Consider the following 22,992-nt stretch of genomic DNA (forward strand, 5'->3'; position numbering starts at 1 on the left):
GTCAGAAGGTCTTGCGGAAGCCGAGCGTCACGGTGCGACCCCAGGCATAGTTGGCGAGATTGCGAACTGAGGTCGCGGTCGGGTTCTGGTAGTTGCGGTCGAACAGGTTGTTGACCGCGACATAGGCCTCGCCCTCCAGCACCGGGGCGGTGAAGGCGACATTCATGGTCGCCGCGCCCTTCAGCCTGTTGCGGGTGCCGCGCAGGTCGGTCGCGACGTCGCGGTCGGAGAAGGCCTCGCCCTCGAGGCGAAGCTGCATGCCGTTGGTGAAGCGGTAGCTGCCATAGAGCATGCCGCGATAGGGCGAGCCGATGCGGTTGTTCGGCAGGGCGCTGTCGAGCTTGCGGTCGCCATTGGTGTCGTAGCGCCCCTCGCGATACGAGAGGACCGTGCCGAGGGTGAACTGCTCGGTGACGGCGACGTCGCCGGTCGCCTCGACGCCCCAGATCCGCTCCCGCTGCTGCGAGATCGTGTTGCTTGCCTGGTCGAAGGTCACGCCCTTGCCGGAGGTGCTGATGAAGCCGGTCAGCGAGCCCTTGAAGATGCCGTGGCTGCCGCGGATGCCGAGTTCGTAATTGTTGACGATCTGCGCTTCCGGCGCGATCGAGGCATAGCTGATGCTGCGCCGGTTGGCCGGCAGGCAGTTCACATTGGTGACCGGGCAGGCATAGGCGGTGGAGATGCCGGCCCGCCTTGTGAAGGCGCCGACATCCGGCAATGCGAAGCCCTGCGAGAAACCGCCGAAGATCTCGCTGCTCTCGGAGAGTTTCACCGTGGCGCCGAGATTGCCGGTCCAGGCCTTGTAGTCAAACTTGCCTCCGGTGACGTTGAGCGCCGGCAGCACGAAGCTCTGATAGCCCTGGGCATTGTTGGCGGCGACCGCGGCATAGGCGGCCGGGCGGGTATAGTCGCTGACATCCAGGGCGAAGTACTCGTAGCGCAGGCCGCCGCGCAGGGTGATCCGCTCGCCGATCGGGATCTGCAGCTGGCCGAAGGCGGCGCTCGTCGTCTGCTTCAGCGGCGTGAACACGTCCTGACCACTGGTCAGCGTTTGCCAGGTCTTCTCCTGGTTGAGGTCGCCGCCCCAGGTCAGCTTGGCGCCGGGCAGGATGCGATCGAGCGGCGTGTCGATCGTCAGGTTCACGCCGCCGCGCTGCGAATAGAGCGTGGTCTGGTTGTCCGGGCTCGTCGGCGAGGCTGGGTTGAAGGAATAGTAGACCTGGCTGTTGTAGGGGTAGGAGAAGGTCGAGTAATTGAAGCGCTTCTTGATGTCGTTGTAGTAGCCGAGCACGCTGAGCTTGCCGAGGGCGAAGTCGCTGTCGCTGTAGCGCAGCGAGACCGACTTGGTGTCCTCGATCACGTTCTGCCCGGTATAGAGCCGGGTCCGGTCAGGTCGGGCGAAGGGCGCGGCATAACTGGTCAGGTACTTCGGGTCCTGGTCGAAGGCGATCAGCGAGCCCTGCAATTCGATGCGCTTGCTGGCGTCGAAATCATAGCCGAGCTTGGCGAGCAGGTTGCCGGCCTTGTAGCGGTCGCCGCCGCCCTGGCCTAGCAGGCCGTCCGAGGGCAGCTCACGCCCGGCGCCGTCATAGGTGCGGCCGGCGCCGCGGGCGCTGCCGGAGATCAGATAGTCAAAACCGTTCGGGATCTTGCCGGACACAGTGACCGAGGCTTCCGGCGCCAGCGAGCGGCCGAGAGCCTGGGTGAAGCCGCGCACCGCGGTGTTGACCGTCACCCGCGGCTTGCTGCCCTCGATTGGCGTCTTGGTGATGAAGTTGACCGTGCCGCCGGTCGCGCCGGCGCCGTAGAGGCTGGAGGCGCCGGCGACCAGCTCGATGCGCTCGACCGTATTGAGGTCGATCAGCGAGAGGATGCGCGAGACGTCGCGCAGCGGTGTGTTCATCGGCACGCCGTCGATCAGCACCAGGAGGTCGCGGCCGCGATAATTCTCCGAGGCGCTCGATACCGTCTGCGTCGACATCGAATAGCCCGGCACCAGCTTGCCGAGTGCGGCCGCGGCGTTCGGGCTGAATTTCAATTGCTCCTCGATCTGCGCGCGGTCGAGCACCTGGATCGATTGCGGCGTCTCGGCCGTGCTGCGCTCGGTGCGCGCCGCGGTGACGGTGATCGTGTCGAGATCGATCACAGGCGAGGGCGTCGATTGCGCCACCGCCGCCGAGGCGCAAAGCAGAGCCGGCAGGCTGATGGCGAGGGAAGCGCGCTTGCTCATGAAGACACCTGTCGTCGTCGGTCCGGATCGGCGCTCCGAGCGAAAGGGTATCGCGCCGGGTCTTTCGATCTGAAGTTGTGGTGCCGTTTCGATCTTAGTTTAGAACTAGAATAAACTAGCTTTATTCATTGATCTCTGCGGCGAAAAGCTCTCGATGCGTTGTGTTCTTGCGATCTCTAAAGTTATATCCAAAGCGTCATCTTGGACTTGCGCGAACGCGCAATGGGACAAAAGCGAACTCCGATGCGGGATGAGGTGGCTGTGGCCGCGCTGCAACGGTCTGCGGCCGCCAAGGCAGCCGAGGGCGAGACATTCGCGCCGTTCTGGTTGGTTTCGGGCGAAGCTGCGCCCGATGAAGTCCAGGCGATGGCGCACAAGGTTTTCGGTCATGTGCCTGATGGCAATGACATCCGCGCCGAGGCTGCCTTGCCGTTTGCCGCCCGCAGCATGCTGACGACGCGGCCCGATATCGGGCTGATGTCCTGCTTTTCCCCGGCGACGCCCTGGATCTGGCCGGCGCGCCAGAGTGGGCAGGAGCCGCGCTATATTCTTGTCCGCCCCTCCGATGGCCGTTGCGTGATCGAACAGGCGGGGCGCCGCATCTCGCTGCGGGCTCGCGATGCCGCTGTCGTCGATCTCGCGCAGGAGACGCGCTTCACTTTGGTCGAGCTCGGCCGGATCGACCTGATCGCACTCGATCCGGCGCGCCTGCCGACCCTGGCGCAACTCACCCCCGATGAGCTGATGCAGGCGATCCCGCGCGGCAATCGCGGCCTGCAGGTGCTGGCGCATTATGGGGCGTTGCTGCTGCGCGGCCTGTTCCCGCTTAATTCGGCGCCGCTGCGCGACCTCGCCATCGGCCATGTCCACGACCTGATCGGCGTGATGCTGGCCGACCGCAGTGCACCGCCGGTGACAGCGACGCCGCGCCGCGGCGGCCGGCTCGCCGCGATCAAGGCCGACATCGAGACCAGGCTGGAGCGGCGCGAACTCTCGATCGACCTGATCGCCGGGCTCTATGGCGTGACCCCCCGGGCTATCCAGAAGGCCTTTGGCGCCGAAGGGCGCACCTTCTCGGATTATGTGCTGGAGCGCCGGCTCGAACGGGCCTGGCTCAAGCTGATGTCGGCCGAAGACGACGCCATTTCGATCAGCGGCGTCGCCTTCGAGGTCGGCTTCGGCGACCTGTCCTATTTCAACCGCAGCTTTCGCAAGCGCTTCGGCCGCTCGCCCTCGCAGGTCAGGGCGGGGTAAGGCGGTTCAAACTGCGACCGCCGCCAAGCCCAGTGTCGGCTGGATTTCGGCCAGGATCTCGTAGGAGCGCTTGCGCGCGGCGTGATCGAAGATCGCCGAGGCGACGATCAACTCGTCGGCGTCGGTCTTCTCGATGAAGGCCTGCAATTGCGCCCGCACGCTCTCGCGCGAGCCGACGAAGGAGCAGGCCAGCATGCGCTGCGCCTGCGCCTTCTCCGGGCCGGACCAGTAATCCTCGATGTCGTCGATCGGCTTCGGCAGGAGGCCGCGCCGGCCGCGCAGCATGTCGGCGAAGCGCTGCTGCAACGAGGTGAAGAGGTATTGCGCCTCGGCATCGGTCTCGGCGGCGATGACGTTGCAGCCGACCATGGCGTAGGGCCTGTCGAGCTGCGCCGAAGGCTGGAAGCGCTCGCGATAGACGGCGAGCGCATCCATCAATGCGTCCGGCGAGAAATGCGAGGCGAAGGCATAGGGCAGCCCGAGCACGGCGGCGAGCTGCGAGCCGAACAGGCTGGAACCGAGAATCCAGAGCGGGACATTGGTGTTGGTGCCCGGCACCGCCTGGATCACCTGGTCCGGCTGCAACGGCCCGAGCAGCGCCTGCAATTCCAGCACGTCCTGCGGGAAGCGCTCGGATGCATCAGCCTCGCGTCGCAGTGCCCGCCAGGTCCGCTGGTCGGTGCCGGGCGCGCGGCCCAGACCGAGGTCGATGCGGCCGGGATAGAGCGTCTCCAGCGTGCCGAACTGCTCGGCGATCACGATCGGCGAATGGTTCGGCAGCATGATCCCGCCGGCGCCGACGCGGATCGTTTGCGTGCCTGCGGCGACATAGCCGATCGCGACCGCGGTCGCGGCGCTGGCGATGCCGGTCATGTTGTGGTGCTCGGCCAGCCAGAAGCGGGTGTAGCCGAGCTTTTCGGCATGGCGGGCGAGGTCGCGGCTGTTGTGCAGGGCGTCTGCCGCGGTCGAACTCTCGGCAATGAAGGCGAGGTCGAGGATGGAAAGCGGGAACATCGGGTTTTCCCTTGCATCGCTCCGGCTTGGCGCCGGGCTTCGCCGTAAGAGATCGGGCTCGCCTGCCCGAGTCACAAGGCCGCCCTGCGCATGCGCGACCGGCATTTGGCGACGCGATGCTCGGTATGCTCGCTCGTGTCCTCCGAGAAGAGAGCCGCGATTTTGGTTGCGCAGCTTGCAACTGGCAGCGGAAATCGCTAGGTCAGCCTCGTCCGAAGGGCCGTGATCGATCACAGCCGGGGGGCGGCCAGCAGGCCGGCTCCCGTTTCGTGTTTGGAAAATGGCCGGCCGGATGCGGATCGGCCCCTGCGGCCAGGCGCCGCCGTCCTTAAGGGATGGCTCGCTCCACGAGTGGAGCACCGTGCGGATCGATCCGGTGTGCAGCACCAGCCCAATCGGCGCCATGCCGGACATCCGCGGGATACGCGGCCGGCGTTCAGGAGCACATATGTCAGCTGTCGAAAGCTATAACGCGGGTCGCGAGGATTTCGCCGCCCTGCTCGAGGAATCGTTCACCCGGAACGAGGCCCTCGAAGGGACCGTCATCAAGGGCAAGGTCGTTGCCATTGAGAAGGACATGGCGATCATCGACGTCGGTCTGAAGACCGAAGGTCGCGTCGCCCTCAAGGAATTCACCGGCCCGGGCCGGGACGAGGAGCTCAAGGTCGGCGACGAGGTCGAGGTCTATCTCGACCGGATCGAGAACGCGCTCGGCGAAGCCGTCATCTCGCGCGACAAGGCTCGCCGCGAAGAGAGCTGGGTCAAGCTCGAGAAGGCGTTCGAGGCCCGCGAGAAGGTCATGGGCAACATCTTCAACACGGTCAAGGGTGGCTACACCGTCGATCTCGACGGCGCCGTCGCCTTCCTGCCGCGTTCGCAGGTGGACATCCGCCCGATCCGCGACGTCGGCCCGCTGATGGGCCAGCCGCAGCCATTCGAGATCCTCAAGATGGATCGTCGCCGCGGCAACATCGTCGTCTCGCGCCGCACCGTGCTCGAAGAGACCCGCGCCGAGGCTCGTTCCGAGCTCGTCGCCTCGCTCGAAGAGGGCCAGGTCATCGACGGCGTCGTCAAGAACATCACCGAGTACGGCGCGTTCGTCGATCTCGGCGGCATTGACGGCCTGCTGCACGTGACCGACATGGCCTGGCGCCGCGTCAACCATCCGTCCGAGGTCGTGACCATCGGCCAGACGGTCAAGGTCAAGATCATCAAGATCAACCAGGAGACGCACCGCATCTCGCTGGGCATCAAGCAGCTGCTGGCCGATCCGTGGGATGGCATCGCCGCCCGCTACCCGGTCGGCACCCGCCTGAAGGGCCGCGTCACCAACATCACGGACTACGGCGCGTTCGTCGAAGTGGAGCCGGGCATTGAAGGCCTGATCCACGTCTCCGAGATGTCCTGGACCAAGAAGAACGTCCACCCCGGCAAGATCGTCTCGACCTCGCAGGAAGTCGACGTCGCGATCCTCGAGGTCGACCAGGTCAAGCGCCGCATCTCGCTCGGCCTCAAGCAGACCCTCCGCAACCCGTGGGAGGTCTTCGCCGAGCAGCATCCGGCCGGTTCGGTGGTCGAGGGTGAGGTCAAGAACAAGACCGAGTTCGGTCTGTTCCTCGGCCTCGAGGGCGACATCGACGGCATGATCCATCTGTCGGACCTGGACTGGAACCGTCCGGGCGAGCAGGTGATTGAGGAGTACAAGAAGGGCGACATGCTCCAGGCGGTCGTCCTCGATGTCGACGTCGAGAAGGAGCGCATCTCGCTCGGCCTGAAGCAGCTCGGCGGCGATCCCTTCGTGGATGCCGGCGAGTTCAAGAAGGGCCAGGTCGTGACCTGCGAGGTCATCGACGTCAAGGAAGGCGGTCTCGACGTCAAGATCGCCGGCACGGACATGACCACCTTCATCAAGCGCGCCGAAATCGCGCGTGATCGTGCCGAGCAGCGCCCCGAGCGCTTCGCGGCCGGCGAGAAGGTCGACGCCCGCGTCATCCTCTTCGACAAGAAGGCCCGCAAGATCCAGGTCTCGATCAAGGCCCTGGAAGTGGCCGAGGAGCGCGAGGCGATGGCCACCTACGGTTCGGCCGACTCGGGTGCTTCGCTCGGCGACATCCTTGGCGCCGCCCTCAAGAAGGCGACGACCGACAAGAAGTGATCACCAGGCCGCATCTTGCGGCCTGACCAATCCATCGGCCCGCGCGGAGAAATCCGCGCGGGCTTTTGTTTCGGCTGAAGGAGGCGAGCATGAACGACGCAGCGATCGGGATCGATTTCGGCACGACCAACAGCGTGGTCGCGCTCGCACGTCCCGACGGCTCGGTGACGACCCGCAGCTTCGCGACGAAGCAGGGCGCCGTCGACGCCTATCGCTCGGCCCTGATGTTCTGGCGCGAGGGCCGCCCGCCCAACACCCATGTCGCCCATGTCAGCGGCCCCGACGCGCTCGATATGGCGCTCGGCATGACCACCGAGCACCGTTTCCTGCAATCGTTGAAGACGCATCTGTCGAGCCGCGCCTTCCAGGAGACGCGCCTGTTCGGCAAGCTCTTCCGCCTGGAGGACCTGATCGCGGTCTTCCTGAGCGACCTCTCCGCCGGGCTGGACGATCTCGGCGAGCGCGCCGTCCTCTCCGGCCGCCCCGTCGTCTTCGCCGGCGATCGGCCGGATGAAGAACTCGCTTTGACGCGTCTCTCGGTCGCCTATGGCAAGGCCGGAATGAGCAAGGTCGACTTCGCCTATGAGCCGCTCGGCGCCGCCTATTGGTACGCCCGCGAGCTGAAGACGCCGCAGACCATGCTGGTCGCCGATTTCGGCGGCGGCACCAGCGACTTCTCGGTGATGCGCTTCGAGCCCGGTAGCAACGGGACCTTGCAGGCCGTTCCGCTCTCCCATGCCGGTGTCGGCGTCGCCGGCGACACGTTCGACTACCGCATCATCGAGCATGCGGTCTCGCCGCTGCTCGGCAAGGGCTCGGACTATCTCTCCTTTGGCAAGCGCCTGCCGATCCCGGCGCATTATCACGCCGCCTTCGCGCAATGGCACCGGCTTTCGCTGATGAAGAGCAGGGAGACCATGACCGAGCTCAAGGCGCTGATCCGCGACGCGGTCGAGCCCGAGCGGCTCGAGGACCTGATGACGGTGATCGAATACGATCTTGGCTATGAGCTCTACCGCGCCGTCTCGGCGACCAAGATCGCGCTCTCATCGCAGGAGGAGGCGCAGCTCAGTTTCGATCAGATGGGGGTGCGCATCGACCGGACTGTGACGCGGACGATGTTCGATCGCTGGATCGCCGACGATGTGGCCGCGATCGAGGGCGCGCTCGACGAGGCTCTGGCTGCCGCCGGGGTCGCCGGCAACAAGATCGAGGCGGTGTTCATGACCGGCGGCACCTCCTATGTGCCGGCGGTGCGCGCCTTGTTCGACCGCCGTTTCAGCCCGCAGCGCATCCATATCGGCGACGCCTTCCGCTCGGTGGCGAGCGGGCTTGCTTTGCTCGCGCTCGATCGCCAGCGAGCGCTGGCCGCGGCTTAAGGCCGCTCAGACCCACACATCATTCTGCGCCGTCCGCGCCCCGCCCTCATGGCCGGTGTTGAGCGTGCCGCGCGGCTCGATCAGCAGCATGCTGACCTCCTTCTCTGCGAAGGGCTTGTGCTCCTTGCCCTTGGGCACGACGAACATCTCGCCTGGGCCGACGATGACCGAACCGTCACGGAAGTCGATCCGCAGCGAGCCTTCGATGACGAGGAAGGCTTCGTCGGTCTCGGGATGGTCGTGCCAGATGAAGTCGCCTTCGATCCTGACGATCTTGATCTGATAATCGTTGAGCTCGGCCATGACGCGCGGCTGCCAGTGCTCGTGAATTTGGCCGAGCTTTTCGGCGAAGTTGATGGCGCGATAGGTGTTTTGCGGCATTTGGGTAGGGCTCCGATCAAGATATCGGCATCTTCGGTGCCGGGCATCGCCAGGTCTTGAACGATCGTGCAACGCCTGTTTCGGTCATCGGCGCGACAACTGCCGCCTTGCCCGTCGGGTACCACGGGGCTACATCACAGGCCCTGCTAACCGGAGCCGCCGACATGTCGTCCGATGCCGATCTGCTCGCCGATCGTCGCAGCCTGCGGCGCAAACTGTCGCTCTGGCGGCTGCTCGCGCTCGGCGGTGTCGTCGTGATGCTCGTCGCCGGGGCCCTGGCCTGGAGCGGGCGCCTGCCGGGCAGCACGGCCCAGGCCCATATCGCCCGCGTCACCATTTCCGGCTTCATCTCCGGCGATCGCCGCACGCTCGACCTGATCAAGTCGCTGGAGAACAGCCGCGCCAGCGCCGTGCTGCTCAGCATCGACAGCCCCGGCGGAACGGTGACCGGCTCGGAGGCCCTGTACGACGCGATCCGCCGGCTGGCCGCGAAGAAGCCGGTCGTCGCGGTGGTCGACGGGGTTGCAGCGTCCGGCGGCTACATCGTCGCCCTCGGTAGCGAGCGCATCGTCGCGCGCCAGACCTCGCCGGTCGGCTCGATCGGCGTGATCGCCCAGATCCCTAATGTCTCCAGGCTGCTCGACACGATCGGCGTCAAGTTCGAGATCACCCGCTCCAGCCCGCTCAAGGCCGCCCCGAGTGGTCTGGAGCCGACTTCGCCTGAAGCTGCCGCCGAGACGGCACGCGTCATCGCCGACAATTACGACTGGTTCAAGCGGCTGGTCGGCGAGCGGCGCAAGCTCGCCGATGCCGAGGTCGCCAAGGTCGCCGACGGGCGCGTCCATTCAGGCCGCCAGGCCGTCACGCTCAAGCTCATCGATGAGGTCGGCGGCGAGCCGGAGGCGATCGCCTGGCTCGAACGCGAGAAGGGCGTCGGCAAGGATCTGCCGGTGCGCGACTGGCGCCGCCGTAGCGAATCCTCGTCCTACGGCCTGTGGAGCGCGGGCGAGGCGATGGCGCGCGCCGCCGGCCTGGAGCCGCTCGCGGCGCTGCTCGCGCGCGCGGCCGAAGTCCCGGTCGGGCTCCGGCTTGACGCGCCCTTGGCGCTCTGGCAGCCTGCCGTCGAAAAGTGACGATGTTACAAGCGGTTATATTGGACCCATGATAAAATCAGAGCTCGTCCAGCGCATCGCCGAGCGCAACACCCACCTCTATCAGCGGGATATCGAGAACATCGTCGGCTCGATCCTCGATGAAGTCGTCAAGGCGCTGGCGCGCGGCGATCGTGTCGAATTGCGCGGCTTCGGCGCTTTCTCGACGAAGGAGCGCGCTGCCCGCGTCGGCCGCAATCCGCGCACCGGCGATTCCGTCAAGGTCGAGCAGAAGTTCGTACCAGTCTTCAAGACTGGCAAGGAGCTGCGCATGCGGCTGAACGGCAAGGCCTGAGCAGGCCGGAGGAGCGGGATGAAGGCTTTTTTCAAGGCGCTGGTGCTCGTCCCGGTCGCGCTGATCGTGGTGCTGTTCTCGGTGGCGAACCGCGCTCCTGTCCGGGTCTCGCTCGATCCGATCAGCCGCGATGCCCCGGCGCTCGCGCTCGACCTGCCGCTCTTCGCCGTGATCCTCGCAGCTATCGCGCTCGGCATCCTGATCGGCGGCTTCGCCTCCTGGCTGGCACAGGGCAAGCATCGCAAGGCCGCGCGGGTCAACCGCCGCGAGGCCGACAAGCTGCGCAGCGAGGCGCAGTCGCTGCGCGCCGCCGTGCCGGATTCGGCACTGCCCGCCCTGACCAACCGCGTCTGACCCCACGACCATGCGCTTCTTCTCCGCCGCCGAGATCGACGGCCTGCTCACCTTCCCCGCGCTGATCGATGCGCTTGCCGACGCCTTCCGCGGCGACATCGTCACGCCTGTGCGCCATCACCATGAGATCGAGCGGCCCGATGCCGCCGCGACCCTCCTGCTGATGCCGGCCTGGACCGCGCCGGAGGAAAAGCCCGCTTTCCTCGGCACCAAGGTCGTCACGGTGTTCCCTGGCAACGCCACGGCCAGCCTGCCGAGCGTGATGGGGAGCTATCTGCTGATGGACGGAGCGAGCGGCGCGCCGCTGGCGGCACTCGATGGTGCGCGCCTGACGCTGTGGCGCACCGCGGCGGCTTCGGCACTCGCCTCACGCATGCTGGAGCGCCCGGATTGCAAGCGGATGCTGATGGTCGGCGCCGGTGCGCTCTCGACCTTCCTGGTCAAGGCGCATCGCAGCGTCCGCAATTTCGAGGACGTCGCGATCTGGGCGCGCCGCCCCGAGGCTGCGGCCGAGGTGGTCGCCGAATTGGCGCGCGAGGGCATCGAAGTGCGCGTCGCCGAGAACCTCGAAGCCGAGGCGCGCCAGGCCGATCTGATCTCTTGCGCCACGCTGTCGCGCGAGCCGCTGATCCATGGCCGTTGGCTCAAGCGCACCGCTCATCTCGACCTGGTCGGGGCCTTCAACCTGTCGATGCGCGAGGCCGATGACGAAGCGCTGCAGCGCGCCCATGTCTTCGTCGATACTGAGGCGGCGCTGCACGAGGGCGGCGATGTCGCCGTCGCGATCAAGGCGGGTACTTATACGGCCGAGCAGGTCTCGGGCACGCTGGCCGGCCTCTGCCGTGGGGAGTATGACCCTGCGGTCGAGCGCGATGATGTGACCCTGTTCAAATCGGTCGGCACCGCGCTCGAGGATCTCGCTGCCGCCATGCTGGTCTGGAAGCTCGCGAACTGACGGTGGTGCGAGCCGCTCCCTTGTCATCGCGAGGAGCGTCAGCAACGAAGCAATCCTGGAGCGGCAGCGCTCTGCGATCTGGATTGCTTCGCTTTGCTCGCAATGACGGTGAGGGCTCAGACCCTGACGGCCGGGCCGCCGAGCGCTCCGAGCAGCCACAGCACGATCACGATGACCAGCACGAGGCCGACGACGCCGCCGAGGCCGGCGCCGCCATAGCTGCGATGGCCGTAATATCCGCCGCCACCGAGCAGGATGATGAGCAGGATGATGATGAGGAGGGTGGACATGGCTCGCGCCCCTTCTTCCGTCCGCCCGCGTCCTCGCCGATCGGCGGGCGGGCTTTTGGAGAACGTCGGGCGCGAACCGTAGGTTCCCGGAAGGTCACTCCGCCTTGATGCCGACCTCGCGGATCAGGCCGACCCATTTCGTCTGCTCGGCGCGAACGAAGGCTGCGAGCTCCGCCGGCATGTTGCCGACCGGCTGGGCCGCGAGCTGGTCCATCTTGCCGCGCACCACGGGGTCGGCGATCGCGGCCTTGGTCTCGGACTGGAGCCGGTCGATGATCGCCTGCGGCGTCTTCGCCGGCGCGAACAGGGCGAACCAGGAGGAGACGTCGAAGCCCGGTACGAGATCGTTGATCGGCGCGAATTCGGAAGCGGTCGGCGCGCGCTGTGCCGTGGTGACGCCGAAGCCGCGCACGGTCCCCGCACGGACCTGTGGCAGTGCCGCGGTGATATTGTCGAACATCAGGTCGACGCGCCCGCCGATCAGATCCTGCATCGCCTGGGCCGAGCCGCGATAGGGCACATGCACCATCTTGATCCCGGTCAGCTTTTGGAAGAGCTCGCCGGCGAGGTGGATCGAGGTGCCGACGCCGGAGGAGGCATAGGTCAGCTTGCCTGGATTGGCCTTGCCATAGGCGATCAGCTCGGCGGTGTCCTTGACCTTCAAGGTCGGGCTGACGACGAGCAGGTTCGGCACCAGCGCGACCATGGTGATCGGGGCGAAGTCGGTCAGCGGGTCGTAGTTGACCTTGGCATAGAGCGCCGGATTGGCGACGAGGCCGACCGAGACGATCAGCAGCGTGTCGCCGTTCGGCTCCGCCCGGGCCACAGCCTCGACGCCGATATTGCCGCCGGCGCCGGCGCGGTTCTCGACCACGAAGGTCGCGCCGAGCGCCTGGCCGACCTTGTCGGCGACCAGCCGTCCGAGGATATCGGTGGCGCCGCCGGGCGTGAACGGCACGACCAATTTCGGCGCGCGCCCCTGCGGCCAGGCGCCTTGCGCGAACCCGGATGCTGGCAGGGCGAGCGAGGCGCCGAGGCCCCCGAGCAGCGCGCGGCGGTCGAGTGAAAAACGGCTCATCGTCGGTCATCTCCTCCAGAAGCGTTGGCCGGCGGGCTTGCCGCCCGTTCTTCGGCGCGCCGACGCTGCCGGCTCCCGCACGCCCTGTCCAGCCGATTGATAGCTCGGCGGCTTGACCGCGGGGTGAGCGGACTGCGATTCTGCCGCCATGCAGTTGCTTCGCCGCTTCACCCCGCTGATTCTCCTGCCGTTGCTGGTCGCCACCGGCGCTGCGCACGCTCAGTCCACCGCAGAAGCGGAGGCCAAGGCGCGTGCCGCCAACATCGCCGCCTATCCCGATGCGGCGCGCGCCCTGTTCGGCCAGAAGACCACGCCTGCGGCCATGAAGGCGCGCGCCATCGGCTCCTATGCCCGCGGTTGTCTTGCTGGCGCGACCGCCCTGCCGGTCGATGGCGAGAACTGGCAGGTCATGCGCCTTGCCCGCAACCGCAACTGGGGCCATCCCGAGCTGATCTCCTTCCTCGAGCGCTTCGCCCGCGAGGTGCCGAAGATCACCGGCTGGTCCGGGCTGCTGGTTGGCGACATCTCGCAGGTCCGCGGGGGACCGATGCTGACCGGTCATGCTTCGCACCAGATCGGCCTCGACGCCGACATCTGGCTGACGCCTATGCCGCGCAAGCGCCTCGACAGCGACGATCGCGAGAACATGGCGGCGACCAACATGGCCCGCTCCGACTGGCGCGATGTCGACCCGAAGAACTGGACGCCGGCCCATACTCGCCTGATCAGGGCGGCGGCGAGCGAGCCGCGCGTCGAGCGCATCTTCGTCAATCCGGCCCTCAAGGTCGCGCTTTGCCGCGAGGCCGGCTCGGATAGGAGCTGGCTCAGCAAGGTCAGGCCGATGTGGGGGCACAACTACCATTTCCACATCAGGATGAGCTGCCCGCCCGGCGTCGAGGGCTGCAGCGGCCAGGAGCCGCCCAATTTCGGCGACGGTTGCGGCGAGGAGCTCTCCGGCTGGATCGAGCGTCAGCATCAGGCGATCTTCAACCCGCCCAAGCCGAAGCCCGGCCCGAAGCCGAAACCGAAGCCGCCGATGTCTCTCGACGCACTTCCGGCCGAGTGCCGGCAGGTGCTGGTGTCGCGGTAGCCGGCGACCTTACCGCCGCAACGATCCAGTCTGCTGCCCCTGCGGCCGGTAGGCGAACGGGTCGTTGCGCGGGTTGATAGGCGGCTCGCTATCGGCCGGTTGGGCTTCGTCGATGATGCCGTTGCCCTCGTCGTCGCCGACGATCAGCTCTTCGGTCGGCGGCACCGAGCCCGGCAGTTGCAGCGGCCCGCGCATCTCGCTCGGCGCCGGCTGCGGCTGGTAGCGTGGGCTCGCTTGCGGCGCCTCTTCGAGATAGCGCCGCTGGCCGTCGAGCCCGCTTTGGCCGGAGCGATGGGCGACGGAGTAGCCGCTGTCGACCGCGCCGGGCGGGCGCAGGCCGCCGCTCGGCTGGCGCAGCAGGCCGCCCGAGGCGCCCGCCACCATCGGCGGCGGTAGGCCTTGGCGCATCGACGGCTCATGCTGCTGCAGCGCCATGCTGTTCGGCCGCGCCGGATCGGGCGGCGGCAGGTTGTAGTTGGGCTCGTACTTGATCACCGGCTTGCAAATGCGCCGGCCCTTTGAATGGCGCGCCAGGTCGATGTGGAAATGGTCGTAGTGGAAGGCATCGGCACCGGGACCGAGCACCGTCGAGAAATGCTCGCAGGCGCCGACGAAGATTTCGCGCAGGAACGCTTGTTCCTCCGGCGCGCCGCGCCAGCCATCCTTGACGGTGACGACGCGGTTGTCGTTCAGCCGGAAGGAAAACACGTCGACGGCGTTGCCGAAGGCGTGCTCGGAGGTGCGGCTCGTGCCGGTGCCGTTGTTCATGGCGCGGCAGGAATAGGAGCCGGCGCGGATCTCGATTACCTGCGCGCCGAGCACGTTCATCGCCGCCGGTTGCACCACGTCGGTGAACCACTTGTCGGTGGTCGCGACGATCGGGCAGGCGAGCGTCGCATTGCTGGTCAGGGCGACGCTGCCATTGGCGAAGGCGGCGACGCGCAGCGGTTTCTCCATGCCGCAGGTGCCCGGCCCGTCGATCGCCTTCTCGCGCAGGCTGACATAGGCCGAGAGCTGCACCTGGCGCGAGGCCAGGCACTGGGCTTCGGCCTGGTCACGCCAGGCGGCGCGCTGCGGCTTCTGGAACTTGCCGCAGCCGGCAATGCCGACGCCAATGACGCCGAGCGCGATGAGGGCGAGGTGAACGCGACGCATGACCAATCAAATGCGAGGCGTTGGGTGAACGGTTTGTTGACCGGCTGCGTCCCGGAAGCCACGGGCGGATTAACTTTGCCGATGGCGTTAAGCGGTGGTTAAAGCACCATGGCGGGCGTTAACGCGCTGCCGCCGTCGCCTGGCCGAAAACGACCTTGTTCATCATGCGCCCCGGCATCAGCGTGAAGGCGCCGGCCAGGGCGAGCCCGGCGAAGAGCCAGAGCATCGCGGCGCGATGGCCGGCGATGTTGCCGCGTCGGCGCATGATGATGGCACGGGGCAGGGTCACGATCGTCAGGACGCTCAGCAGGTGGATCGCGCTGTAGTGCCCGTTGCTGGTGATGAAGGCCGAGCTGATCGCCGTCACCGTCATCGCGACCACGAAGATCCAGCCGATGAGGCGGTGGCGTGGCGTGCCCTTGCGCAGGAAAAGCACGGTGAGGCCCGCCGCCAGCGAGACCAGCGCCGCCAGGGCATGGAGCTGCATGACGGTCGGCGCGGCAAGCAGAGGGGCGAGCGTCATCGCGATGTCCTCGCGGGGTGACAACGATGCCGAGCATAGCGTCGAGATGTGAATCCTGCGTAAGCCGGTTGGCGTTTGCGCAAGCTCGGCCTGGTTGCGCCGCTGAGGGGGCCACTCCAAGTTACGCCGCAACGCCATGCTCTTCGCCGCTGGCGCCCCGCCATCCGAGGATACCCCCTAGATGTCAGATCTCTCTGCCTTTCCAATCACGCAGCGCTGGCCGGCCCAGCATCCCGACCGCCTGCAGCTCTATTCCTTGCCGACGCCCAACGGCGTGAAGGTCTCGATCATGCTGGAGGAGACCGGCATCCCCTATGAGCCGCACTTGATCGACATCGGCAAGAACGAGACCTGGATCCCGGAATATCTCGCGCTCAACCCGAACGGCAAGATCCCGGCGATCATCGATCCCAACGGCCCCGGCGGCAAGCCCTTCGGCCTGTTCGAATCGGGCGCGATCCTGGTCTATCTCGCCGACAAGGCCGGCAAGTTCCTGCCCACCGATCCGGCCCGCCGCTACGAGACCCTGCAGTGGGTTTTCTTCCAGATGGCGGCGATCGGCCCGATGTTCGGCCAGCTCGGCTTCTTCCATAAATTCGCCGGCCGCGAATACGAGGACAAGCGCCCGCGCGACCGCTACGCCAATGAAAGCAAGCGCCTGCTCGGCGTGCTCGAGACCAGGCTCGCCGGCCGCGACTGGATCATGGGCGACGACTACACCATCGCCGACATCGCGACGCTGGGCTGGGTCCGCAATCTCGTCGGCTTCTATGGTGCCGGCGAGCTGGTCGAATACGACAAGCTCAAGCTGGTGCCGAAATGGCTGGAGCGCGGCCTGGCTCGTCCGGCCGTGCAGCGCGGGCTGGAGATCCCGAAGCGGCCGGGTTGAGGAGGCGCTACCGTCATGGTCGGGCTTGCCCCGTGCATCTCAGGCCGGAGGGGGCTCCGGCCAGCGCCGTCTTCTGCAAGTGATTCTCGGGCCTGTGCTTCGCTGCGCCCGAGAATGACGCTCTTCAATACTTGATCACCCCGAACCGCCGGAACGCGTCGTGGATGCGGTCGGCATAGGTGTTGAAGCTTGGATAGTCGCCGAGATGGGCCGGGCGCGGCCGCGGCAACTCGATCCTGATCTCGTCGACGACCCGGCCCGGCGTCGGCGACATCACCAGCACCCGGTCGGACAGGCCGATCGCCTCCTCGATCGAATGGGTGATGAAGACGACGGTCTTGGCGGTCTCCAGCCAGAGCATTTCGAGATCGTGCCGGATCTGCGTGCGCGTGATCGCGTCGAGCGCGCCGAAGGGCTCGTCCATCATCAGCACCGAGGGGTTGTGGATCAGCGCGCGGGCGATCGAGACGCGCTGGCGCATGCCGCCGGAGAGCTGCTTGGGATAGCGGTCGGCGGCATGGCTGATGCCGAGCTTGCCGAAGAGTTCGAGCGCCCGTTCCTTGGCCGGCACCAGCGGCAGGCCGCGGATTTCCGCCTGCAGCATGACGTTTTCGAGTGCCGTCCGGAATTCCAGCAGCAGGTGGTCCTGGAAGACGATGCCGATATCGGTCAGCGGCTCGGTCAGCGGTTTGCCGTTGACCAGAAGCTCGCCACCGCTGGTCGGGATCAGCCCGGCCGCCATCAGCATGAAGGTGCTCTTGCCGCAGCCTGAGGGGCCGATCAGGCTGACGAACTCGCCGCTCCTGATGTCGAGCGTCAGGCCGTCGACGGCCGTGAAGCCGCCGAAGGTCTTGACGATGCCGCGCCCCTCGATCGAAGCGGCGGCGTTGGCGGCCGTCGTGCTCACGAGCAGGCCGGCGCCGAGGCCGGGAGCAGCTCGGTCGTGTAGTAGTCACTGATCGGCTTGTCCTTGGGCAGGCCGAGATACTGCGTCAGCAGGTCGAAGCTCACGTTCCAGTTCTTCTCCGGCACCTTGCCGAGCGCGGTCGCGCCGGGGGCGCAGAGCAGCTTGTTGACCACGTCGAACTGGGCCAGCACCTGCGCCTTCTTCACCGAGGGGAATTGCGCGACGACGGCGTCGGCGGCGGCGTCCGGGTTCTTGCGGGCGGCGTCCCAGCCCTGCAGGCTCGCCTCGATGAACTTCTTGTAGAGCTCGGCATCGGCCTTGATCTTGTCGTCACGGGCGATGATCGAGAGCCCGACCGTCGGCACGCCGACATCGCGATAGAAGAGATCGCGGACCTTGAAGCCGCGCTCGCGGATCTGCACCGAGTGGAAGTCGGCGCCGCCGAGGATGGCGTCGACCTTCTTCTCCAGCAGCGCGCCGACGAAGGCGCCGGGATCGATGTTGATGATGTCGACCTTGCTCTTGTCGATCTGGTTGGAAGCGAGGATGGCGTCGAGCAGAATGGTCTGCGCCGTGCCGGGCTGGACCGCGAGCTTCTTGCCGACGAGATCCTTGGGCGAGGCGATGCCGCTCTCTTCCAGCGCGATGATGGCGAAGCCGTTGGTCTGGAGCACGGGCGCGACGATCTTCACCGGCGCGCCCTTGGTCCGCAATTGCATCGCGGCCGGTGCATCGGCGAAGCCAACATCGGTCTGCCCGGTCGCGACCATCTGCGCGGTCGTGCCCGAGCCCTTGCCTTCCTCGATCGTCAGGTTGATGCCGGCCTTCTCGTAGAGCCCCATTTGCTTGGCCATCATGAAGCCGGCATTGGGCGCCGCGGCGAGGAAGTTCAGCGTGATCTTCATCGGCTTGCCGGTCTGGGCGAAAGCCATGCCGCTGCTCAGGGCGAGGATGGCGGCGGTGGTCAGCAAGGTCCTGCGTTTCATCGGTCTATCCTCCCTATGGTGCCGGTTGGCTCCGGCGAGATCGCGATCGGATCAGCCTTTGCGTTGCCAGGGCATCAGCAGCATTTCGAGCCAGTCGACGAGATAGCTGAACAGGATGCCGACGGCGGAGAGCGCCACCAGGCAGGCGAAGATCAGCGGCATGTCGAGGAAGCTCGTGCCGCGCAGCAGCAGATAGCCGAGGCCGGCATTGGCGCCGACGAATTCGCCGACGATCGCGCCCGTCGCAGCGAATACGGCCGAGACCTTGAGGCCGGAGAAGATATAGGTCAGCGCCGCCGGCACCCGGACATAGCGGAAGGTCTGCCAGGCCGAGGCGCCCATCGAGCGCGTCAGATACAGCACGCGCTCGTCCAGCGCCCGAAAGCCCGTCATGCTCGCGACCAACGTCGGGAAGAAGCAGAGCAGAAAGGTCAGCAGCACCTTCGGGAACAGGCCGAAGCCGAACCAGACGACGAAGAGCGGCGCGATCGCGATCTTCGGCACGAGCTGGAAGAAGACGATCACCGGATAGACCGCCTTCTCCAGCAGCTTCACCGAGACGATGATGTAGCCGAGCGGGATCGAGATCACCGCCGCCATCAGGAAGCCGAGCACGATCTCGTTCGCCGTCACCAGCGTGTGCCGGAAGATGTCGACGCGGTCGATCCAGAGCCGCTCGAAGAAGGCGCTCGGCACCGGCAGGATGTATTCCGGTATGCCCGCCATTGGCACGAGCAACTGCCAGGCGATCAGCAGCACTGCGAAGCTCGCCAGCGGCCAGGCGATGGCCGAGGCCCAGGCGGCTGCCTTGCCGGTGGCCTGCGGCGTGGCCGTGGCGGGTGCGGTATCGCTGCTCATGCTGAGGTCTCTGTCGGCAGCACGCGCAGGGCCGCCTCTGTCGAAACGGCGGGGAGGGCGCCGATCTGGCGCCGCCTCAGCGGCCAGATTGCCGCCATGTCCCGTGCGGCGGTGGCGAGCGCTGCCGCGATCTCGCCGCGGCGCGCCTCGTGCATGCGTGGCAATGGCCCGGCGACGCTGAGCGTGCCGGCGACCGGAGCGCCGGCATCGAGCTCGGCGCGGAAGGTCGTCGCCATCGCGACGGTGCCGATCTCACCCTCCTCGACCGCCAGCGCGTAGCCGCGGCTGCGGGTCTCGCCGAGATGCTGCCTCAAGGCATCGACATCGCCGAGTGCATTTGGGCCGGTGCGCCCCTCGCCGTCGAAGCCGCGGGCGCAGACGATGCGCAATGCGTCCGCTTCCGGGAGGGAGGCGAGCCAGGCTTTGCCGGTCGCGGTGGCGTGCAGGACGATGCCCATCCCCATCGGCGGCTCGTAGCGCAGGCCGGCGGTCGCGCCCTGCGCGCGGGCGATCCAGGTTAGGCTCTCGCCCTCGACCACGGCGAGACGGCAATATTCGCGGGTAGCGCGGGCGAGCCCGTCAAGCACGAGCTGGCCGGCATCGGGCAGGCCGCGCAGGTCGAGATTGCGGAAGGCGAGCTGCGACAGCTTCAGGGTCAACCCATAGGCGCCCGATTGCGGGTCCTGCGTGACGAATCCGCGCTCGGCGAGGGTGGCGAGCAATCGGTGCGTGGCGCTGACCGGCAGGTCGAGCCGCTCGGCGAGCACGGTCAGGTCGGCGCCGTCGGCCTCGTCGGCCAGCGCTTCCAGCAGCTTGAATGCCCGCTCGACCGCCGCGATCGTCACCCGTCCCCGCCCCTTGTTTCAATTAGAATTGGAAATCATTTCCAATTTGGATTTCATTTTCGTATAGAGAGGAGGCGAGGCCGAGTCAACGCGCCACGCAGGGTAAGTAGGTGGAGAGAACGATGAGCCTGGCAGGCGAGGGGGCGGTCGCGATCTGGCATGACATCGCGCCGGAGGGCAGGGCGGAGTTCTACGCCTGGCATGGCGAGGAGCACATGCCGGAGCGAGTTGGAATCCCCGGCTTCCTGCGCGGGCGCCGCTATGTCGCGATCGACGCCGATCTCGAGTTCTTCAATCTGTACGAGGCGCAGACCGTCGAGGTGCTCAAGAGTCAGGACTATACCGCCAGGGTCAATGCGCCGACGCCCTGGACCTTCTCGGCGGTGAAGCATTTCCGCTCGGTGGCGCGCGCGATCTGCCGTGTCGCCCACACCACCGGCCCGGCACAGGGTGGGTTGATCGCAACCTTGCGCTACGATGTGCCCGACAACATCGCCTCGGCCCATAGGGCGGCCCTGCTGCGCGGGCTGGTGCCGGACCTGCTGGCGGCGCGGGGCGTCGCCGGCGTGCATCTCTTGACGGCGGATGCGCAGGCAAGCGGCCTTGCCACTGCCGAGCAGGCGGCACGCGGCGTCGCCAATGCCGTGCCCCGCTGGGTACTGCTGGTCGAGGGGTGGGGTGACGAGGCCGAGTTCGTCGCGTTCGCCAAACAGGAGCTCGCGGGCGAGAATCTGAAGGCGCTCGGTGGCGAGGGGCCGTTCTCGCTTGGCCTCTACCGCCATCAGATCACCCGGACCAAGACGGCCTGGAGTCCCGGCTGATGAGCGTGCGCCATCATCTGTCCGGCCGGCACGCGGTCATTACCGGCGGGGCCGGCGGGCTAGGTCGAGGCATCGCCCGGGCGCTGATCGAAGCCGGCGCCGGCGTCGAGCTCTGGGACCAGGATGCGGCCGGTCTCGCGCAGGCCGTGGCCGAACTCGGACGCCGCGCGACCCAGCGCCAGCTCGACATCCGCGACGTCAATGCGGTCGAGGCCGCTGCTGATGCTGCGGTCGTGGCTCATGGGCGCATCGACATCCTGATCAACAATGCCGGCGTGCTCGGAGAGGTCAGGCCGATCTGGGAGACGATGCCGGAGAATTTTCAACGCGTGCTGCAGGTCAACCTGTTCGGCGCCTATCTGGTGACGCGGGCCGTGGTCGGCCGCATGCTCCGCCAGGAGCCGCGACGCTCGCCCGATGGCCATCCCTTGCGCGGCCATGTCGTGAACATCGCCTCGATCCAGGGTAAGGAGGGTATGGCGATGGCGGCCGCCTATTCCGCCTCGAAGGCGGGACTGATCGCGCTGACCAAGAGCGTCGCCAAGGAGACGGCGAAGGAGGGCATCATCGTCACAGCGGTGACGCCCGCTGCCGCGGAGACCGCCATGGCCAGGGAGATTTCGGCCGAGCGGCGCGCCGACATCTTGTCGCGCATTCCGATGGGGCGTTTCGTCGAGGTGGAGGAGGTGGCGCGGCTGGTGCTCTGGCTGTCCAGCGACGACTGCTCCTTCTCGACCGGCGGCATATTCGACCTTTCGGGTGGCCGCGCGACCTATTGAGCCGCGCGATCCGCGACGTGCCAGCTGCATATCAAGCCTGCAAGGTCCCGTTCCCGGCTTCCTTCCGACGCCGGGCCTGTGCCAGCATGGCGTAACGGTGGTCCGGCCGCGCAAATTCCAGGAACAATTTCATGCTTTCGGTTCGCGATATCGCCCGCCGCGTCGCCAATGGCGCCCTGTCGGCCCAGGCCGCCCTTGCCGACAGCGAGCGGCGAATCGACGAGCGGGATGCCGACCTGCGCGCCTTCGCGGCTCGTCCCAAGATCCTGGCGGCCAGCGCAGGGCCGCTCGCCGGCGTCGCGGTCGGGGTCAAGGACATCATCGACACCGCCGACCTGCCGACCGGCATGGGCTCGTCGATCTATGACGGCCACCAGCCCAGGGCCGATGCGCCGATCGTGATGGCGCTGAAGGCGGCCGGCGCGACCATCGCCGGCAAGACCCAGACCACCGCCTTCGCCTTCCTCGACCCCGCTCCCACCCGCAATCCGCACGACCCCTCGGCCAGCCCTGGCGGCTCCTCGGCCGGTTCGGCCGCGGCTGTGGCGGCCAGTCTCGTCCCGCTCGCCATCGGCACCCAGACCGGCGGCTCGGTGATCCGTCCGGCCGCCTATTGCGGCGTTGCCGCGATCAAGCCGTCCTACGGGCTGCTGCCGACGGTCGGCGTGAAGCCCTTCTCCTGGTCGCTCGATACGCTCGGCCTGATGGCCGCCAGCGCCGACGATCTCGGCTTCGCCCTGGCCGCCTTGACCGGCCGGCCTGATCTCGATGCGCCCGATGCCACGTTGGACGGGCTGAGGCTTGGCCTCTGCCGGCAGGAATTCGCCGACAGGCCCGAGCCGTCCTGCGAGGGCGCCTTGCAGCGCATCGCCGATTTCGCCCGTAAGGGCGGCGCGACCGTCCTGGACATCGCGACGCCGGCCGAGGTCGCCGAAACCTTCCATGCCCATGGCCCGCTGCAGAATTGGGAGGCGACGCAGGCGCTCGCCTGGGAATACGCCAACCACCGCGACGACTTGCCGCCGAAGCTGCGCGCCTATCTCGACGAAGCCCGAGCCACTACGCCTGAAGAGTATGACGTGGCGCGCGCCGCCGCTCGACGCGGCCGGCATGCGGCCGAGCGTTGGTTCGGCGAGGTCGATTTGATCCTGACCTATGCTGCACCGGGCGAAGCGCCCGAGACCCTCGCCTCAACCGGCGATTCCAAGTTCAACCGGCTCTGGACCCTGCTCGGCACGCCCTGCCTGACCGTGCCATTGATGCGCGGTCCGCGCGGCCTGCCGGTCTCCTTCCAGCTCGTCGGCCGCTTCGGCGATGACGCCCGCGTTGTCGCCGTGGCGCGCGCGCTCGAGCGCCTGATCCTGCTGCCGGCATGACGATTTCTCGGCGAGACTTGGGCGCTCGTTCCGCATGGGACAATATTGCGCTGCAACAACTTCGGCGCGATTGTGACCGCAAGGACTTATGCTGCACCTGGAAATACTAAAAGCTTCCGATAGGAAGGTCTTGTGGGGGACTATCCACAAAGCAGTTCAATGTTTTAACCACTGATTAAGAACGCTTCTCTGCTGCGGCGCCGGCTGCGGCGCTGCAGCCACTTGCG

23 protein-coding genes are annotated in these 22,992 nt (G+C 67.0%); 12 read left to right on the forward strand and 11 right to left on the reverse strand.

Annotation, left to right across the window (positions count from 1 at the left end):
• Position 1: 1 nt before the first annotated feature.
• Positions 2–2,230, reverse strand: coding sequence for a TonB-dependent receptor (locus ACFPOB_RS11575; RefSeq protein ID WP_377798437.1), 2,229 nt, complete (start codon positions 2,228–2,230; stop codon positions 2–4).
• A 261-nt stretch (positions 2,231–2,491) separates the two neighbouring features.
• On the opposite strand from ACFPOB_RS11575, the gene ACFPOB_RS11580 reads away from it, so the two are divergent.
• Complete coding sequence (locus ACFPOB_RS11580) at positions 2,492–3,484, forward strand: helix-turn-helix transcriptional regulator (protein ID WP_377798439.1); 993 nt, start codon at positions 2,492–2,494, stop codon at positions 3,482–3,484.
• Between the two features lie 6 nt (positions 3,485–3,490).
• On the opposite strand, the gene ACFPOB_RS11585 is transcribed toward ACFPOB_RS11580, so the two are convergent.
• Positions 3,491–4,498 (reverse strand): LLM class flavin-dependent oxidoreductase, encoded by a 1,008-nt coding sequence (locus ACFPOB_RS11585; protein WP_377798441.1) that lies wholly within the window; start codon positions 4,496–4,498, stop codon positions 3,491–3,493.
• A 448-nt stretch (positions 4,499–4,946) separates the two neighbouring features.
• Here ACFPOB_RS11585 and rpsA point away from each other — a divergent pair, with 448 nt between their 5' ends.
• A complete protein-coding gene (gene rpsA, locus ACFPOB_RS11590; protein ID WP_377798443.1) occupies positions 4,947–6,653 on the forward strand; it encodes a 30S ribosomal protein S1 in 1,707 nt (568 codons plus the stop codon).
• A gap of 89 nt (positions 6,654–6,742) precedes the next feature.
• A complete protein-coding gene (locus ACFPOB_RS11595; protein ID WP_377798445.1) occupies positions 6,743–8,032 on the forward strand; it encodes an Hsp70 family protein in 1,290 nt (429 codons plus the stop codon).
• Between the two features lie 6 nt (positions 8,033–8,038).
• Here ACFPOB_RS11595 and ACFPOB_RS11600 read toward each other — a convergent pair whose 3' ends face one another.
• Positions 8,039–8,413: a cupin domain-containing protein gene (locus ACFPOB_RS11600; RefSeq protein WP_377798447.1), complete on the reverse strand. Its 375-nt coding sequence runs from the start codon at positions 8,411–8,413 to the stop codon at positions 8,039–8,041.
• Between the two features lie 164 nt (positions 8,414–8,577).
• Between ACFPOB_RS11600 and sppA the strand changes: the two genes are divergently transcribed.
• The 4 genes from sppA to lhpI are packed head-to-tail and all read left to right on the forward strand — an operon-like array spanning position 8,578 to position 11,168.
• On the forward strand, positions 8,578–9,546 hold the full coding sequence (gene sppA, locus ACFPOB_RS11605) for a signal peptide peptidase SppA (protein ID WP_377798449.1): 969 nt from the start codon (positions 8,578–8,580) through the stop codon (positions 9,544–9,546).
• A 28-nt stretch (positions 9,547–9,574) separates the two neighbouring features.
• The gene (gene ihfB, locus ACFPOB_RS11610; RefSeq protein WP_092155113.1) at positions 9,575–9,859 is read left to right on the forward strand and encodes an integration host factor subunit beta; all 285 of its coding nucleotides are present in this window, start codon (positions 9,575–9,577) and stop codon (positions 9,857–9,859) included.
• 18 nt (positions 9,860–9,877) lie between these two features.
• A complete protein-coding gene (locus ACFPOB_RS11615) occupies positions 9,878–10,213 on the forward strand; it encodes a lipopolysaccharide assembly protein LapA domain-containing protein (RefSeq protein ID WP_092155111.1) in 336 nt (111 codons plus the stop codon).
• A 10-nt stretch (positions 10,214–10,223) separates the two neighbouring features.
• On the forward strand, positions 10,224–11,168 hold the full coding sequence (gene lhpI / locus ACFPOB_RS11620; protein ID WP_377798452.1) for a bifunctional Delta(1)-pyrroline-2-carboxylate/Delta(1)-piperideine-2-carboxylate reductase: 945 nt from the start codon (positions 10,224–10,226) through the stop codon (positions 11,166–11,168).
• 116 nt (positions 11,169–11,284) lie between these two features.
• Here the strand turns inward: lhpI and ACFPOB_RS11625 are convergent, their stop codons facing one another.
• Together ACFPOB_RS11625 and ACFPOB_RS11630 are read right to left on the reverse strand one after the other, a co-directional pair.
• Positions 11,285–11,458 carry a DUF3309 family protein gene (locus ACFPOB_RS11625; RefSeq protein ID WP_092155107.1) on the reverse strand — a complete coding sequence of 58 codons (174 nt, stop codon included), beginning with the start codon at positions 11,456–11,458 and terminating at the stop codon, positions 11,285–11,287.
• Between the two features lie 94 nt (positions 11,459–11,552).
• On the reverse strand, positions 11,553–12,536 hold the full coding sequence (locus ACFPOB_RS11630; protein WP_377798454.1) for a Bug family tripartite tricarboxylate transporter substrate binding protein: 984 nt from the start codon (positions 12,534–12,536) through the stop codon (positions 11,553–11,555).
• Between the two features lie 148 nt (positions 12,537–12,684).
• Here ACFPOB_RS11630 and mepA point away from each other — a divergent pair, with 148 nt between their 5' ends.
• A complete protein-coding gene (mepA, locus tag ACFPOB_RS11635; RefSeq protein ID WP_377798456.1) occupies positions 12,685–13,626 on the forward strand; it encodes a penicillin-insensitive murein endopeptidase in 942 nt (313 codons plus the stop codon).
• Positions 13,627–13,635: 9 nt separating this feature from the next.
• On the opposite strand, the gene ACFPOB_RS11640 is transcribed toward mepA, so the two are convergent.
• Together ACFPOB_RS11640 and ACFPOB_RS11645 are read right to left on the reverse strand one after the other, a co-directional pair.
• The gene (locus ACFPOB_RS11640; protein ID WP_377798458.1) at positions 13,636–14,781 is read right to left on the reverse strand and encodes an extensin-like domain-containing protein; all 1,146 of its coding nucleotides are present in this window, start codon (positions 14,779–14,781) and stop codon (positions 13,636–13,638) included.
• A 118-nt stretch (positions 14,782–14,899) separates the two neighbouring features.
• Entirely contained in the window at positions 14,900–15,304 is a 405-nt protein-coding gene (locus tag ACFPOB_RS11645) for a DUF2306 domain-containing protein (RefSeq protein ID WP_377798460.1), read from the reverse strand.
• A 181-nt stretch (positions 15,305–15,485) separates the two neighbouring features.
• On the opposite strand from ACFPOB_RS11645, the gene ACFPOB_RS11650 reads away from it, so the two are divergent.
• Entirely contained in the window at positions 15,486–16,193 is a 708-nt protein-coding gene (locus ACFPOB_RS11650; RefSeq protein ID WP_377798462.1) for a glutathione S-transferase N-terminal domain-containing protein, read from the forward strand.
• A gap of 124 nt (positions 16,194–16,317) precedes the next feature.
• Here the strand turns inward: ACFPOB_RS11650 and ACFPOB_RS11655 are convergent, their stop codons facing one another.
• Genes ACFPOB_RS11655 through ACFPOB_RS11670 form a run of 4 tightly spaced genes read right to left on the reverse strand, consistent with a single transcriptional unit; the run spans position 16,318 to position 19,789 of the window.
• The gene (locus tag ACFPOB_RS11655; RefSeq protein ID WP_377798464.1) at positions 16,318–17,100 is read right to left on the reverse strand and encodes an ABC transporter ATP-binding protein; all 783 of its coding nucleotides are present in this window, start codon (positions 17,098–17,100) and stop codon (positions 16,318–16,320) included.
• On the reverse strand, positions 17,097–18,086 hold the full coding sequence (locus ACFPOB_RS11660; protein WP_377798466.1) for an ABC transporter substrate-binding protein: 990 nt from the start codon (positions 18,084–18,086) through the stop codon (positions 17,097–17,099). Before ACFPOB_RS11660 ends, ACFPOB_RS11655 begins: the two co-directional genes overlap by 4 nt.
• Positions 18,087–18,137: 51 nt before the next feature.
• Complete coding sequence (locus tag ACFPOB_RS11665) at positions 18,138–18,944, reverse strand: ABC transporter permease (RefSeq protein ID WP_377798468.1); 807 nt, start codon at positions 18,942–18,944, stop codon at positions 18,138–18,140.
• Positions 18,941–19,789, reverse strand: a complete 849-nt coding sequence (locus ACFPOB_RS11670; protein ID WP_377798470.1) for an IclR family transcriptional regulator — start codon at positions 19,787–19,789, stop codon at positions 18,941–18,943. Before ACFPOB_RS11670 ends, ACFPOB_RS11665 begins: the two co-directional genes overlap by 4 nt.
• Before the next feature lie 122 nt (positions 19,790–19,911).
• Here ACFPOB_RS11670 and ACFPOB_RS11675 point away from each other — a divergent pair, with 122 nt between their 5' ends.
• The 3 genes from ACFPOB_RS11675 (at position 19,912) to ACFPOB_RS11685 (ending at position 22,765) form a co-directional block, all read left to right on the forward strand.
• A complete protein-coding gene (locus ACFPOB_RS11675) occupies positions 19,912–20,610 on the forward strand; it encodes a hypothetical protein (RefSeq protein ID WP_377798472.1) in 699 nt (232 codons plus the stop codon).
• On the forward strand, positions 20,610–21,389 hold the full coding sequence (locus tag ACFPOB_RS11680; protein WP_377798474.1) for an SDR family NAD(P)-dependent oxidoreductase: 780 nt from the start codon (positions 20,610–20,612) through the stop codon (positions 21,387–21,389). The genes ACFPOB_RS11675 and ACFPOB_RS11680 overlap by 1 nt, the downstream gene beginning before the upstream one ends.
• A gap of 131 nt (positions 21,390–21,520) precedes the next feature.
• Entirely contained in the window at positions 21,521–22,765 is a 1,245-nt protein-coding gene (locus ACFPOB_RS11685) for an amidase (protein WP_377798476.1), read from the forward strand.
• The last annotated feature ends 227 nt before the right edge of the window (positions 22,766–22,992 follow it).

This window comes from Allobosea eneae (assembly GCF_042657265.1).
In the GTDB taxonomy this organism is placed as follows: Bacteria; Pseudomonadota; Alphaproteobacteria; order Rhizobiales; family Beijerinckiaceae; genus Allobosea; species Allobosea eneae.